14 protein-coding genes are annotated in these 14,340 nt (G+C 38.1%); 9 read left to right on the forward strand and 5 right to left on the reverse strand.

Annotated elements, in window-relative coordinates; all coding sequences use genetic code 11:
* Positions 1–147 precede the first annotated feature (147 nt).
* The 4 genes from GVK91_RS23550 to GVK91_RS23565 all read left to right on the forward strand — a co-directional run bounded on the left by GVK91_RS23550 (position 148) and on the right by GVK91_RS23565 (position 4,010).
* Positions 148–1,686, forward strand: a complete 1,539-nt coding sequence (locus GVK91_RS23550) for a glycosyltransferase family 39 protein (protein WP_088162537.1) — start codon at positions 148–150, stop codon at positions 1,684–1,686.
* A gap of 165 nt (positions 1,687–1,851) precedes the next feature.
* Positions 1,852–2,409 carry a hypothetical protein gene (locus tag GVK91_RS23555; RefSeq protein WP_088162538.1) on the forward strand — a complete coding sequence of 186 codons (558 nt, stop codon included), beginning with the start codon at positions 1,852–1,854 and terminating at the stop codon, positions 2,407–2,409.
* Between the two features lie 139 nt (positions 2,410–2,548).
* On the forward strand, positions 2,549–3,403 hold the full coding sequence (locus tag GVK91_RS23560) for a helix-turn-helix transcriptional regulator (protein ID WP_088162539.1): 855 nt from the start codon (positions 2,549–2,551) through the stop codon (positions 3,401–3,403).
* Positions 3,404–3,608: 205 nt separating this feature from the next.
* Positions 3,609–4,010 (forward strand): hypothetical protein, encoded by a 402-nt coding sequence (locus GVK91_RS23565; RefSeq protein ID WP_153845251.1) that lies wholly within the window; start codon positions 3,609–3,611, stop codon positions 4,008–4,010.
* Between the two features lie 13 nt (positions 4,011–4,023).
* On the opposite strand, the gene GVK91_RS23570 is transcribed toward GVK91_RS23565, so the two are convergent.
* On the reverse strand, positions 4,024–4,815 hold the full coding sequence (locus GVK91_RS23570; RefSeq protein ID WP_200845691.1) for an NIPSNAP family protein: 792 nt from the start codon (positions 4,813–4,815) through the stop codon (positions 4,024–4,026).
* A 208-nt stretch (positions 4,816–5,023) separates the two neighbouring features.
* On the opposite strand from GVK91_RS23570, the gene GVK91_RS23575 reads away from it, so the two are divergent.
* From GVK91_RS23575 to GVK91_RS23585, 3 genes are all read left to right on the forward strand, one after another.
* Positions 5,024–5,383: a response regulator gene (locus tag GVK91_RS23575; protein ID WP_088162542.1), complete on the forward strand. Its 360-nt coding sequence runs from the start codon at positions 5,024–5,026 to the stop codon at positions 5,381–5,383.
* A gap of 288 nt (positions 5,384–5,671) precedes the next feature.
* On the forward strand, positions 5,672–6,184 hold the full coding sequence (locus GVK91_RS23580) for a GNAT family N-acetyltransferase (RefSeq protein WP_159731560.1): 513 nt from the start codon (positions 5,672–5,674) through the stop codon (positions 6,182–6,184).
* 130 nt (positions 6,185–6,314) lie between these two features.
* Complete coding sequence (locus GVK91_RS23585) at positions 6,315–6,899, forward strand: hypothetical protein (protein WP_153845249.1); 585 nt, start codon at positions 6,315–6,317, stop codon at positions 6,897–6,899.
* 51 nt (positions 6,900–6,950) lie between these two features.
* On the opposite strand, the gene GVK91_RS23590 is transcribed toward GVK91_RS23585, so the two are convergent.
* The 3 genes from GVK91_RS23590 to GVK91_RS23600 form a co-directional block, all read right to left on the reverse strand.
* Positions 6,951–8,783, reverse strand: coding sequence for a cytochrome-c peroxidase (locus GVK91_RS23590; RefSeq protein ID WP_159731562.1), 1,833 nt, complete (start codon positions 8,781–8,783; stop codon positions 6,951–6,953).
* A 34-nt stretch (positions 8,784–8,817) separates the two neighbouring features.
* Complete coding sequence (acpA, locus tag GVK91_RS23595; RefSeq protein ID WP_088162546.1) at positions 8,818–10,164, reverse strand: acid phosphatase; 1,347 nt, start codon at positions 10,162–10,164, stop codon at positions 8,818–8,820.
* 157 nt (positions 10,165–10,321) lie between these two features.
* Positions 10,322–10,705 (reverse strand): helix-turn-helix domain-containing protein, encoded by a 384-nt coding sequence (locus GVK91_RS23600; protein ID WP_088162547.1) that lies wholly within the window; start codon positions 10,703–10,705, stop codon positions 10,322–10,324.
* A gap of 308 nt (positions 10,706–11,013) precedes the next feature.
* Between GVK91_RS23600 and GVK91_RS23605 the strand changes: the two genes are divergently transcribed.
* On the forward strand, positions 11,014–11,697 hold the full coding sequence (locus tag GVK91_RS23605; RefSeq protein ID WP_070566941.1) for a YceI family protein: 684 nt from the start codon (positions 11,014–11,016) through the stop codon (positions 11,695–11,697).
* A gap of 135 nt (positions 11,698–11,832) precedes the next feature.
* On the opposite strand, the gene GVK91_RS23610 is transcribed toward GVK91_RS23605, so the two are convergent.
* Positions 11,833–13,563, reverse strand: a complete 1,731-nt coding sequence (locus GVK91_RS23610) for a hypothetical protein (protein ID WP_159731564.1) — start codon at positions 13,561–13,563, stop codon at positions 11,833–11,835.
* Positions 13,564–13,843: 280 nt separating this feature from the next.
* Between GVK91_RS23610 and GVK91_RS23615 the strand changes: the two genes are divergently transcribed.
* Complete coding sequence (locus tag GVK91_RS23615; RefSeq protein ID WP_159731566.1) at positions 13,844–14,335, forward strand: GNAT family N-acetyltransferase; 492 nt, start codon at positions 13,844–13,846, stop codon at positions 14,333–14,335.
* Positions 14,336–14,340 lie beyond the last annotated feature (5 nt).

Here is a 14,340-nt window from a genome sequence, read left to right on the forward strand (position 1 = left end):
TAACATTTTAGAATAGACCAGCATTTGATTTCTTCACAGAAATCACCGATCCCCATAGATCCGCAGCAATAGATGATTATTAAAATGACTTAATTTGAATTTATTTTAATCGTAAATTGGCGGAAGACAACCATAATCAAACATTAGATGGCACTTAAACATCGACTTATCCTAATCGGTCTCATCCTGTTAAAAATCATCATTCAATATCAGTTGATTAGTCCGATCTACGAATTACAACGTGACGAATTTCTACATCTCGATCAAGCGAATCACTTGGCCTGGGGCTACCTCTCGGTTCCCCCTCTGACCTCCTGGACCTCCTATCTGATCAAAATAACCGGAAATTCCGAATTCTGGATCAAATTTTTCCCCGCATTGTACGGAGCCTTAACAATTCTAATTGTCTGGAAAACTATAGAAGCGTTGAAAGGAAACCTTTTTGCACTTGTATTTGGCAGTTGCTGCATCATGTTTTCCGTTCTCTTCCGTCTGAATGGCTTATATCAGCCAAATTCTTTGGATGTATTGTGCTGGACTTCCATATACTACCTCATCATACGATATTTAAACAGCCAACAATCGAAGTGGTTGATTTATATTGCTGTTGTATTTGCTATCGGTTTTTTGAATAAATATAATATCGTATTTCTTATTCTAGGTTTAGTTCCAGCCCTTGCACTCGTGCCGGAAAGGAAGATTTTTGCTGAACGAAAATTATACCGTTGTTTACTCATCGCTGTACTTATCATCTTACCGAATTTAATATGGCAGTATCAAAATAATTTCCCGGTATTCTCCCATTTTAAGGAACTTCAGGCCACGCAGCTCGTCCACGTCAATCGGTGGAGCTTTGTCCGCTCTCAATTTTTGTTCTTCTTCGGGACCTTTCCCGTTCTAATTTTCAGTTTATATGCCCTATTGAAATATCCCGCATTTAAACCTTATCGCCTATTCTTCTGGTCATTTTTTAGTACCATTGGTGTTTTCTTATTGCTAAGAGCCAAGGATTATTATGCTATTGGCATTTATCCAATCTATTTTGCTTTCGGTGCAATCTATATTTCCTCACTGCTGGAAAACAATACTGGTAAAATTCTAAAGCCTATCTTGATCACTTTAACAGTCATCCTGTTTCTTCCCATCTACGACATTGCTTTTCCCAACCGCAATCCAGCGTACTTTGTAGACCATCCGGAAAAATACAGGAAATATGGCATGTTAACCTGGGAAGACGGTGAAGAACACCCTCTTCCACAAGACTTCGCGGATATGCTAGGTTGGAAGGAGCTTGCTCGCAAAGTGGACAGTGTTTATCGTCAGATTCCTGACCGTCAAAATACACTCGTTCTTTGCGACAATTATGGGCAGGCAGGTGCTATAAATTACTACTCCAAACTGGGAATTAGAGCTGTTTCATTCAATGCCGATTATATCAATTGGTTTGATCTGAGTAAAAAATACCGCAATTTGATCCGTGTCAAGAACCGTTGGGAGCGTGAAACTGAACTAAAAACAACCAGTCCCTTATTTACACAGTCAATGGTAGCAGACTCCATCACAAATAGCTACGCCCGGGAACATGGAACAATGATCTTCTCTTTTATCAACGCTAAAATTAATATAAATGAACGGGTTTCAAATGAAGTAGAATCAGAAAAAAAGGAAAAGAATCTTCCTTTATAAATTGGCAACTTTTAAGCCTTTAAGGTTAACTGAGCGCTTTTTTTATATAAAATATTTATTATCTTTAATATACTTAGCCAAAGCTTCCCACCTAGTCATGCTCGCCGTAATACCGCCAGCACCGTAGCGACTACTGGGGCTTAATACCATATTAATAAGATATTTATGCGATTTTTGAATTTTTTGAAGGGACAGGGTAATCTGAAGCAAATTGATGTTAGCGAAGACGATGATTTTGTGGATTTACGATTGACAGTAACAAAATATTGGAAGGACGACGACGAACATCATATCGTTCAGGCAAAGGGGCTTTGGGGTAGAGAGACAGTAGGCCTAGCAATAGCCTTTCGACCCGATATGAAATTGGGAATTGTAGACACTGAGGTTGATAAAAAAAGATTTTACCGTGAAGGAGTTAACTTCTATTCGATAGGTAAAGTAAGCGACAATTTTACCAGGGCCTTACATAGCCTATTTCAAATAGATGGTACGCTAGGTAATATGCAAGATAGCGTCGGTTCCACCGCATTTATTGTCAGCGGACGACCAGAGCATTTTGATGAAGATTATATTAAAGCTAAAGTTTTCTTCGACGGTGCAAATGAAAAGAACCTTTACGCGGAATGGTATGTCAATGTGGATTTAAAAAACAAGATCCTGGAACTCCGCGAAAAAGACCCCGAATATAGAAAAAATATACTCACTATCTTGACAAATGTTTAAATTTGACCGTGCTTTCCAATCAACTAACCAGCGTTGAAACACAGGAAGCTTTTTGACAACAATGATCACTTAACAAGGGCGATCCTTTTTGAGACATTCAGTTGTTGGATCATCCAGTACATATCGATCATTAAGAAAAATGCAGCAAAAGAGTCACACTATACCACTAAATTCATTTCCGAATGATTTTAATTTAGGAATATTGATAAAAAAGAATGCTGTTAGAAATTTAGAGCTTGACCAAATAAGTCAAGCACATCGCGATGATTTCTATCTATTTTTTATACTCGAAGAGGGAAATGGAATATTTGAAATAGATTTTCAACAGCACAGATTAGGCCCCTCTTCCGTTATGATCATCCAGCCCTATCAGGTACACCGTGGAATAGCAATGGATTACAGTACGTTTAGTGTCCTGATGATCAGTGTAGAAAACCTAAATTCGGATTACATAAATGCATTAAAAGATATCGACACGATCGCTCCGATCAACATTGATCGAGAAACATGCACTATTTTATCGGAAACGGTAGATATCTGTCTCAAGCTCAACGAAAGAAAACACGAAAAACTGTATCCTGCGTTAATGAAAGACAGCTGTAATACGCTAGCTGCCCTAATTATTTCACAGTATTTAGTACAATCAAAAAAAAGTGATGCACAGTCCAGAGCAGAGCATATTACAAAACAGTTCAATGCATTGTTGGATAAAGATTTTATCATCAATAAACAGCCAAAAATATATGCCGAGAAATTGAAAATATCAACAGCTTATCTCAATGAATGCATAAAAAAAGCAACTGGAAAGCCCGTTACCTATCATATTCAACAACGTATCGTATTGGAAGCAAAACGGCTGCTATACCATTCAAGTAAATCCGTTAAGGAGGTTGCTACCGCACTTGGCTACGATGATTATCCTTATTTTTCGCGCTTATTTTCAAAAGTAACAGGCATGACGGCCCTTACATTCCGAAACAAAAACATCGAATAGTCCAATACTTACCACCTTTTATCTCTTTTAAACCCCACTGGATTAATATTTCTTTGTAATATAAAATACGGCGAGCTCCCGATCATTGGTTCTTCATTATAAAAAGGCACAAAATCCTTTTTGACGAATTACTGATCTCCGTTGGGATTAAACTCACTGTAATCAACTGAATTCTAAAAGGTAAAGCAATTAAAAGAGAAAACTAATGAGATATTTCATCGCCGAGCCTGCCGGGCAAGTAAAAAACGATTTATTTTTTGAGGTCGCCAATTTTCTTTGGGACAGCGGAAATGAGGTTTCCCTTGGAAAAAATATCATCTGCAATTGCCAAAAGATGCAACATGCAGATTACGACTATACCATCTCTCTCGTCCCGAACGATGAAGCTGTAGAATCACTTTTTAATACACATTATAAAATCATCAGCAAATATTTCGACAAAATTGACAGCGATGGTCCTATGCTTGTTTTAGCAAATACAGGCATCTATACCAATGCACTGCCCTATCCCCATAAGATTTACAATTTTGAAAAATTAGATACACAGGCTTTGTCCAGCTTCTTTGACTGGTGCAAAAGATTTAATTTATTTGTTAGAAAAAAATAAATTAAATCGAATTCTAAATATCGGAATATGCGGTAGGAAACAATAACACCTTTATACTTTTAGATACGTTATTCTGGTATTGAGGTAAATCCTGCATTGGTTTGTATAAAGGTCCAAAATCTTTCCAATGTGTATTCCTGTCTTCTATACTTTCGAATGCCGTCAAATACATCAGGTTGGGCATCGTACTACCGGCAATTACTTGTCCATAGAAAACAGCATTAAAATTTAGCTTATTAAAAATATCGATTTCACCATTGTTGAACATGTCTATCTTATTCATTGACAGTTTCTCCGTCGCAGCCTCATAACTGCGTAGTTCATAAATGCGTTTATTTTTTTCAGCAGATAATTTAGGAAGCGCTGATTTGGGCATTCCTTCAAATGCTTTCATCCATATTGTCTCCAACCTTTTGAAAGGAGGATTGCTATAACCTGCTTCAATATAAACCTTTCCAGCCTCCAGGTATTTTTGATCTTTGGCCAGCCGCTGATCCAAATTAACCAGCAAACTGAGATCAGCAGCACTGATGAACACATAAACCAATCTATCTTGGCCAACTGCATTTTCTAAGGGTTTAAATACACCGATTTCTTTAAATCCCAATTTATGCAATGCCGGTAAATAAGCCGACTCAAGATACTGGTCAATGACTTTCTCCTGCTCATCGTTCTCATAATGATATACTTTCAATTGAAAATACGCTTGTTTCGATTTCTCAAAAGCGAACAGACAATTTCCTGCCATGATAAATAATAGCGGAAATATGAAATGCCAATTGGGAACAAAAATGTATTTTTTCATTATAATTCAGGACAAAATTGGATATTAATTAGAAAATAAAGATAATATTAATTTTGAAAGTTCAAACTCAGACGATTCGTCTCATCACAAAACTATCTTCCATTAAGCCTAAAAATAGGGATTTCTACTTACTAGAATCGGTATTTTACCCATGCTTCCCCTAAGGCTTTTTAGTTAATTTAGCTCCACCTTTTTTTAAAACGAAAACATGCCAAATAAAACAATACTGATGTTGGACGATGATAAACATGTCCTTGAAATATGCACAATAATCCTTGAAACAAACGGCTATAATATGGCCGTTTCAGAAACCTCTCACGATATCATCGAAAAGGTTGAAGAGGTACGTCCAGATTTAATCTTGATGGACAATTGGATTCCAAAAATAGGTGGTGTAGAAGCCACTCGTCTGCTCAAAAAACATCCTTTATATCGAGACATCCCTGTTATCTACCTCTCCGCAAACACCGATATCGAAACATTAGCCCAACAAGCTGGAGCAGACAGCTATCTCGCCAAGCCTTTTGATCTAGAAGATTTAGAAAATAGAATAGCTGAACTACTGTAGTTCTATTCTTATATTTCAGCATCATTACGGAAATGCTACTCGCGAAACTTTATATTTTGATACCCTACTTGCGCATAAGGCCACATTGAAACGAATAGGATCATGTGTTGCTTTAATACAATTGTGGCTTACTCAATTGCAGGCATGTATCGTCATAGTTGTCGCGGCATAGTCATCTGGAATCAGCAATTTGGAATGAATGCAATACCACATTTGAAGTATAAATAATAATACATACTTTCGCATTATAGTATTAGAAATAATCATTAAGACAGCATTAATTACGCTATGTCAGAGTCCGTTTTAGCATTTCAATCAGGTTCATTCCATATCCGTCAGCTGACAGAGAGCGAATCCCCACTTTATAAAGCGATGCGTATCGAGTCAATTCAAACCGAACCTACACTTTTTCGACAGAGCACTCCTCCTGAAATAGAACTATCTGATAGGGATTGGGCAGAACGCATAAGATACCCACGTATTGTTTTTGGTCTTTTCGAAAATGAAAAAATGATTGGGATAACCAGTATGCTGTTGCTGAATAAAGAAGAAGCCTACTTTGGTCGGTCTTTCATACAGCCACAGTATAGAAAATTAGGTCTATCGAGTCTTTTGTATAAAATAAGAATGGTGTGGGCCATCGAGAATCAATTAAGAAAACTGACGATAAGCCATCGTGAAATAAATATGATTTCAAAAGCCGCTATCCGAAAAGCCGGTTTTCACTATAGCCATAAAGAACTTGTACAATGGCTCGACGGAACAAGTGGTTACTCCATGTATTATAGTCTACTCCTATAATCAGTAAGGCGAACTAACTTGACTGTTAATCAATCCCGAGAAATCAAGATAGGGTAAAATAATAGCTTTTCCATCCTGAATGCGTATATTGAATCGATTTATATTTCATTAAATGCTGTGTTTATACCAAATGAAAAAACTAATCTTGAGCATATTCTTTTTAACTAGTTTAGCCTTATATGGCCAGCAAAAGGCAACAAAAGACAGTTTTACAGCAAAAATTCAAGAACTAGAAGGCGATATAAATCATGATGGTTATCCGGATAAAATTGTTCTTGCCATGGACACTTCAAATACTGCAACACCAATTAAAACGCAGGTATTTCTGTCCAAGCCCAACGGAAAGCTACAGTTGGCCTTATCCTCAACGACGATGATCGAACCCCATTTTCCGCTGCCCGACTTCGCTATCGAAAATGGTCAGCTTCATATATTAGCCGATATCACAGATGGGCATGCCAACTATACATTTCGTTGCAGAAATGGAAATTTTGAATTGATCTACCTAGAAAAAGGAACCTGGGATGGCAAAAACACAACGACTGAAACCCAATTCAACTTATTAACTGGAATAAAAACTGAACAGGTAAAAGCGCTAGGGTCCGAAGAGAATCTACAAGAAAGAAAAACTACGATAAGAATTAATCCCTTACCGTTACTGCAGGAGCTCAATCAATTTGATGCCCCCTCATTTAGGCTCAATAAAACTCCTTAGACCAGCAAAAACAATCGATAGGATTCTAAAAGAGATACCCCACCAGCCATTTTATTGGCTTTCGAGACTTTCCATAAACGCAATGATATCTTTCATTTCCTTTTCGGTCAGATGCAAATTTTCATCTGACAATGTCTGATTGGGTAATTTGATCCCCAATCCTGCCCCACCCCCATTATTATAAAATTCCATGACCTCATCCAAGGTCTGATAGATCCCATTGTGCATATAGGGAGCAGTTTTCTTTACATTCCGGACAGAAGGTATTTTAAAGGCATATTTATACGAATCAACACCAATGATATCATAGTATCCTAAATCTGAATCCAGCACAGAATCTTTCAGGGATTTTGGTACCCCCAGGACTTCGACTTCGCTCTGTATAAATTTGGGTGGTGTAACACCGTTGAATAAAGGCAGGAAATGACAGGTCGCACATTTTCCCTTGCCCATAAATAAATTAAACCCATCCACTTCCGGTTTGGACAATGCGTTCTTATCCCCACGCATATAATCATCAAATCGGCTATTGATTTTGGTCAGGCCACGAATATAAGAAGCAAGTGCATTGCTTACCTGCTCAGCTGAGATCGGGCCATCCGTTGTATTGAATGCTTTATTAAATAATGATCGATAGATTTTATCCGAAGAAACGTATTGAACGATATCAGTTACCGAGCCGTCCATTTCCTGCTTATTACTAATGACATCGTGTATCTGATCTTCCAGCGTCAACGAACGCATATCATAGAAGTAGTTGGACTGTAAGGCCGCGTTAAGCAAAGTAGGCGTATTACGTTTGAGCAAACGTCCCGAACCATGAATGTCCACTTGCAAGTTCAACCCATCCGTAAATGCGCGATCAGGATGATGGCATGAAGCGCAACTTCTCGTATGTGTCCCTGACAAAGCAACATCATAAAATAATTTCTCGCCCAATACGGCCTTTTCATTACTGAAGTGAAATTTCGGCCCCGGGCTAAAGGCATCTACATTAAATGCATTCAGATCAAACATCGTATTGACGTCTTGCCGAAGCATCCGATTGTATCTGATTTTAGGGCCTGGAAGATTACGCTCCAACTGTGCTATCTCCGTGCTGATGTTGTTGGCAAATTGGGTAATGAATTGCGCCCTATCGAACGAGTCAAATTCCGCGTGTTGTTGCAAATATTTGATCGCCCCTGTAAGCATCAAAGCTAGCGTTTCTTTTCTACCTGCATATTGCAAAATAATTTGCTGTAGACTGCCTAATGCAATGGAAGACTCGATCATACTATTTCGAGAAAGTGCATTATCAAATCCGGTAATCCCCAAAGATATAATCCGAAATACTTCGAGTTTCGAAGCATCCAAAATGCGCCAATCGTCCAATTGATGATCCTCAAAATAGGAAATCAAATAATCCGTATTGGTTATCAAATGTTCGATTTCACGAATTAGCTTTTGCCTATTGCTATTATCGTAAGTGGGATAGATAAGCTCTTCAATCACCTGCAATCCAATAGGCTCCACTCCCCTGGCCAAAGAGGGATCCAACAAATCTGCATTTTCAACTTCCTCCACCGGAGGACCATTTAATCTTCTGGATAGATCTGCAGTAAAATATTCGGACGCCCATTCAAACTTTTTAAAAAGAAGCCTTGTCTTCAAAAAAGCTCTTCTCAGCCCAAGTGTATCCACTGTACCTTTCCGTGCTTCGGCATTCAGTGTATCCTTGATATATGTCCTAAAAGAAAGCATCTGACCCAGTACTTCTTTCTGAATCAGATGCTCACGGGCATTGCCCTCTTTTTGTTTTGTATAAACAGGCTGCCCTGTAGTAAATCCAAGGGTAAATACTATTGCAACCAATACGATAAAAACGACAACCTTTTTACACATTGTTCAATTTCTTATCTCTCGATATAAAAACCGTCTATTTGAAAACGAGCGCATTTCTAAAGGGATTTGCTTTTCTATCTCTTTCAGCAAGAGGCTCTATTCCCCAGCGTTTTTCTATAAATGAAAGGATGCTCACTGTTTCATACAGCGTATGATCCACTACACCACGCTTAGCAAATGGTCCAATGACAATTGCCGGGATACGGCTCCCAGGTCCCCAACGGTCAACGACGGGTGGGTTAACGTGGTCAAAAAAACCACCAAATTCATCGTAAGTCAAAATCACCAACGCGTCTTTTGCATTCGGTCCCTCCAATACAGCATTGATTAAGTTAACCGCAAGTTGTTCGGAGGAATAGACCGCCGAACTTCCGGGATGCTCATCATTGCCTCCACCCGGTTTAACAAAAGAGACACTAGGAAGCGTTCCTTCTTTTGCGGCTTTAATAAAATCGTTTTGATCCTTCATGTGTTTTCGCCCTTCCTTACCATCTTCATAATTAGCGAAATATAAAAAAGGCTCATGATTGTAGGCAAAATTATTTTTACGTTCGGCAACAGCGTCATCCCAGCCTTCTGAATACCAAGCCCAACTTACATTTTTCGCTGTCAGGCGATCGCCAATGGTCGGCATAGTCTGAGAAGGTAATAATTTGGAAGTATCAGATTTCGCGGGATAAGGTTTGTTGCGAGAAAGCACATGATTGATCGCATAACCGTCTGGCGTAACTACACCATCTTTAATCATCTTTCCATTTGCATCGAGTTTAGCAACCATTGAGCTTGGTGCATCAGGCCAAACAGGAATAGCTGCCGAAATCATATAAATATGATTTAAATAGGATCCGCCAAATACACTCTGAAAGAAATTATCACACAATGTATATGCTTTGGCAAACGGATACAAAGGTAGCTTCTCTGTATTGTAATAGCCCATCGCTAAACCTTTGGAATCATTATAGAGTGCAAATTTATCCATTTTTCCACCATTGATCTGCAATTGATTATGATAAAAACGGTGTGTAACATCGGGCGTCGCCTTATCCGAAGGTACATACTGGTCTATATTAAAAAATTGATTGGGTAGATTGGTTGGAAAGGAATTGTTACGTGGAATTTCGGGGAGGTATTGATAGGCTTTACCATTCTCGTCTACCTGTAAGAAATCCCCCTTTTTGACATTCGCTATGCCATTGGCTCCCTTGAATTCGCCATAAAGATTGTCAAAACTATGGTTTTCCATATAAATAACAACCACATGGTTAATTTTTTTGATCCCTTCATCAAAGGAAATCTCTTGGTGTCGGGCGTTTTTGGTAACTCCGCAACTGCTGATACTCAAAACTCCAAGAGACAAATAAAGTAAGTGTTGTAACCGCATCCTGTCTTCTTTTAGTAGGTTAGACTGTAATTTCTAGAACAAACTTACAATTATTATCGTTTTCATAACCTATAATCAAAGGGATTTGCTGCCAACGTATCAGGTTCTTTACAGGCATCCACCCTCTTACCACTAAAAACAAAGGCGTGTTTACATACTAGGTCGTAGCTTCCACTTCCTCATTCTTGGTATAAAGTTTACTCCTGTAGGTTATACCCCACTTGGTAATCTCATCGATGATTGGACCCAAAGTTTTTCCGCACTCGGTCAATTCATACTCTACCGTCAGGGGTTTGGTATTTAATACTGTTCTTCTGATCAGCTGGTTCATTTCTAAATCCTGCAGTTCTTTAGACAACATCTTCGCACCTATCCCATCAACTTCGCGCAGCAGTTCCATAAAGCGTAATTTTTCGACCAACAATAAGGTACCTATAATATGAAATTTCCATTTTCCGGCTAAAATCTCCATGGTATCGTTAATGGCCAACACGCGTGTTTTGCATGCACCTGACGACGTTAAAGTTGCTTCCTTTTTCATTTCACTATTTTTTATTCATGTATTGTCCACCCTCACAGGCTTCCTTATCCCGATACGATCAACGATAAATGAACACACAGGCAAAGCTTGGACCACTGACATGATTTCTTTATTCTTACAAAAATACGCATTTATAAAGTTACAGACCACTATCTTTTTGGAAAGTAGTTTCTTTAAGGAAACTGATACCAAAAATAAACTATCTATCATCTACCTTTGTATCGGCAACATCAGAAGGTGTAAATTGGCACAGTTGATGCTGCAAAATGTAAAGTGTAAATAACATATAAAAAATAAAACGATTAAAAATGAAAAAGCAATTAATCTCGGGTTTAGCCCTTATCTTGTTGTTAGCTTCTTGTCAAAACACAAATGGCGACAAAGCAACAACAACAACTGCTCAGGAAGTAACTGAACAAAAAGGACAGACTTACACTGTTGAAGCAGATAAAAGCTCATTAAAATGGACTGGTTACCATAAAGGCGGTTTAAACCCAAGATATGGTGTTTTGAAAAGCGAAGGAACACTTTCAGCTGAAAATAACGCAGTTACTGGTGGTACTTTCACAATCGATGTCAATTCTATTCTGACAGATACAGCTTCTGTAGATCCCGCAACATCCGGTGGCAAAAAATCATCAGATTTGGATGCACATTTAAAAAGTGCTGATTTCTTCGACGTAGCAAAATATCCAACTGCAAAATTCGAAATCACCAAAGTTGGTCCATTCGATGCAGCGCAAGGAAAAAGTGTTGTTGCTGATGCGACAAATACGGTCAGTGGTAACTTAACCATCAAAGATAAAACTGTGAATGTAACTTTCCCTGCAAAAATTACCTTCAATGGTGACGAAGTAACATTCTACTCTAAATTTACGATCCAAAGACAAGATTGGGGTCTTACTTACGGTACAGAAGGTAACCCACAAGATTGGATGATCGCACAAAACGTTGACATTGAACTTAATGTCACTGCAAAAAATGCGAAATAGATTTCAATAGCGTTTAGTCGCTCTTAGCAAATAGATTAATCGAGTAGACTCTACTTGATTAATCTATTTGATTTAAATAACCTCCAAATACGAGATCATCTTCATTCAGGACATGAAGACGTCAACTCAATATCCTTAATCTTCGATTTGCTCCAATTTTTTCTTCAATCGTTGTTTTGCCTTACGAACTGCTTCCACCGAAACACACAGCAGTTCGCTCATACTAGAATTACTTAAATCCAATTTGAGCAGTGCTAATATCTTGAGGTCATTCTCGGTAACCTTTGGATATGTTTGCCTCATTTGTGTCAGATAAGCTGGATAAACTTTGTTAAAAACATGTTTAAACTTTTGCCATCGCTCATCTGTCATAATGTGATATTGCAAAAGCGCATTTAAATTATCCGTAACTTGTGTCATGTGTGCCGGATCAGATTCAGAAATCTTGATCACTTCCTGTCTAAGTTGCTGGATGACGACATCATTTTGCCGGATGGTGTCTGTAAATTCAGTCAAGGAGTTTCGTAAAATCACAAGCTCCTGATCTAGCAATTGTTTTTCATAAGCAAGCGCAAGTTGGTCTCTTTCCAACAGTGTATTTCGCATCTTAATTTTAATTTTCGACTTATTGACCAACAATACAACTATGGCAAAAATCAAGATAAGAACAATGCCTATAAACTGATACATCCGTTTTGTCCGAATCCGTTTTTCTTCCGTCGCCTGGATAGTCCGATTGTATTTTTCAGATTCCCTTTGCCAGAGCATTTTCTGGATCTCCTTATCATTCATCCTTTTTTCCAACGAATCTTTCAACGTCAGATATAAATGCAATTGCTTAAGCTCCTCCCCCCCACGTCCCAAACCCCGCATGATGTGGGACTTGGATTTTGCCAATTCCATTTTATATTTTAAAAAATAGGGCTTATCTTCCATCAAACTTTCACAGGCCATTACATATTCCTCCGCCAATTTCCATTCTTTTCGTTCGATATACCAATTTGCTAAATTGAGATTTGCCCGCATCGCATCTCTACGCTCATTATAACGCATAGAAAGTTCAATATTTTTCTTAACCAACGCAATCGCTTTTTCCTTTTCACCTTTTCGCCATGCATGATCCGCTAGATTACCCGAAATTATACCGATCCAAACCGAATCTTTCGCCAATTTAGCCTCATCCATTGCGCGATTCAAATAGGTAAAAGCTTGGTGATTGAGCGAGTCCTTTGCCAGATATACAGCAATTGAATTGATCAGATCGATACGTTCTCGTGAAGCCGGCTTTGTAAAAGGTAGGGCTTCTTCTAAATAAACAACAGCATTAGCCTGATCACCTATATAACTGTAGAAACTCGCCATAAATTGGTAATGCTTGACTACCAAGGGAATTTTTTTGACATTAACTTTAGATTTTAAATCATTCGCTCGTAGAAAGAACGGAAATGCTTCTTTTACCCGTCTATAGATAAAATTGTAATACCCTTCACGCGCACAACCCAACATTTCTAATTCAGCGTCTGGATGTACACGTAGCAACTGCTCAGCCAAACGATAATACCGTTCAGATGATAAATTTATACGATCAAACGCAATAGAGAAACCATCGGCCATACGCATATAATAGACCCATTTTAAAGCAACACTCCTTTTTTTGTCTGCCAATTCCAAAATTGGGGCCAAGGCATTTTTCAACTTTATCGTATCACCGTCAAACCTAATGGGCAACTGAAGGGCAGCTTCTAGTTGGACAACAGGGTTTTCAATAGCAGATATTTCCGCTACAGATTGCCCACATACATGATTAAGGTTGCCTGACAACACCAAAGAAACGAGTACAAAAAAATAAAATAAAATGGTTTTCATGCTTAAAAAAGGTGAATTTCAGCGCTCCGTCTCCCCTATTGGCATAACCGACAAATTAATTTTCAATAATTCTTAAAAATTAACACGAAAAATACTCCAAGAAAATGGTTAATACTGACATATTGCCCGCAAATCGACACGTCTACTTGCGGTTATAAATATAATATTTATAACTTTAACATAATTACACGTTTTTATTAAAATTTCGCCTTCTTTTGACAACACTGCACCCCACTAGATTTGGCATATCAGGTCTTTTATTTAACACTTTTTCCAAAAGATGAACAAAATTCAAACAAAAACAATAGGATTAACTCTCCGAAAGGGAATATTGCAAGATCTACAAGAAATATTAATCCTATTTTCTGGAACGATTGAGACTGTGTGTGCAGATGATTATAATAACGAGCAAATTGTAGCATGGATATCATCCGTCAATAATCATGACCGTTGGCATCGGCTAATCGAAGATCAGTATTTTATTGTAGCTGTGCTCAATCAGAAGATTGTTGGTTTTGCCTCCTTAGCTCATGGAGATTATATTGACGTCTTGTATGTGCATAAAGATTTTCAACGACAAGGAATTGCACAACAGCTTTATAACGCACTGGAAACCGTAGCTAACGCACATAAAAAGACTATTTTAACCGCAGACGTAAGCAAAACAGCAAAACCTTTTTTTGAAGCCAATGGATTTAAAGTTACCGCTGAGCAGATCCAAATACGAACTGAAGTCGAAATACCAAACTATAACATGAAAAAAGATCTTTAGATTTA

This window comes from Sphingobacterium sp. 18053, from assembly GCF_902706145.1.
GTDB lineage: Bacteria > Bacteroidota > Bacteroidia > Sphingobacteriales > Sphingobacteriaceae > Sphingobacterium > Sphingobacterium paramultivorum.